General features: G+C 71.0%; 1 protein-coding gene. It reads right to left on the minus strand.

Going from position 1 to position 1029, the window contains the following annotated elements; genetic code table 11:
* The coding region (locus FXF52_RS41120; protein ID WP_222870968.1) for a hypothetical protein at positions 1 to 903 on the minus strand (903 nt) is incomplete at its 3' end.
* Positions 904 to 1029 lie beyond the last annotated feature (126 nt).

A 1029-nucleotide genomic window follows, 5' to 3' on the forward strand; every position in this document is an offset into this window, starting at 1 on the left:
TTGCTGGGACAGCCGGGTGTTGAGGGTGGCGCCCATGCCCCGTGCTTCCAACGACCGCAGGTCTTCCACATAGATCACGCTCGCCGCGGCGGCGATCGCCTGGTCCACGGCCCATCTGGCGGCGGCCCACGAGAGCGCGACGTTCAGGTTCGTCCGGCGGTCGGAGACGTGGCGGATCTCGTCGCGCAGGACCGCCAGTTTGCCCGCGAGCTGATGCTGCTCGTCACGGCCGGTGAGGCGTTGGTAGTGGTCGGCTTTGGCGTGCAACCGCTCTGACAGCCGGCGCAGCCGGTGCTGTTTCGCGAGGACCCCGGCGGCCCGGAACTGGCCACCCGCCCCCAACGCCGTGATCCGCCCATCCTCCTGCAGGCGTAGGGCTCCCGCGCTGAGGAGAGTGTTCAGCCCCCAGTCCACGCCGAGCGCGACCGTGTGGCCGGTGCGCCGGGCCTTCGGCACCGGGTGGCTGTATGCCAGGTCGGCGTGCACCTGCCGGCCGGTCACGCGCAGGGTGGGCAGGTGCACCACCGCGCCCGCGGGAACCGTGGGCGGCAGGCTGATCAGACAAGCCACCCACGTCCAATCCCGATACGATCGCGGATCCGGGCGCGTGGGCAACTGCAACCGCAGCAACACCCTCCTGGGGTCGGTGTCGCCGCGCTCGATGGTGGCCTGCTGCCGGTCACACGCGGCCAACAGCAGCATCCGCGCGACCCTCGGGACGCCTTCCAGCTCGAACACGTCCACCGGCAGCCGCCCAGTGGCGGCAAGGAACCTGGCGGCCTGCCGCGTGCGGGACTTGATGACACCCGACGGCAGATGCTGCCCGCCAGGGATCGACGCCCGAACCTGCTCCCACTCCTGCGGGGTGCGCTGACGCGGATCAGCCGGCCACGTCGCCAACACCCCGCCAGTCAGACCAGCACGCCACGACGCCGAACGCAGAACCCGCCCCGCCTGCTCCTGCACCATCCGCACGACCCGGTCATTGACCCTCACACCCACCGGCGCGGTAACCGTCCAACCCAGACG

The sequence above is a fragment of the Micromonospora sp. MP36 genome, from assembly GCF_008119785.1.
In the GTDB taxonomy this organism is placed as follows: domain Bacteria; phylum Actinomycetota; class Actinomycetes; order Mycobacteriales; family Micromonosporaceae; genus Micromonospora.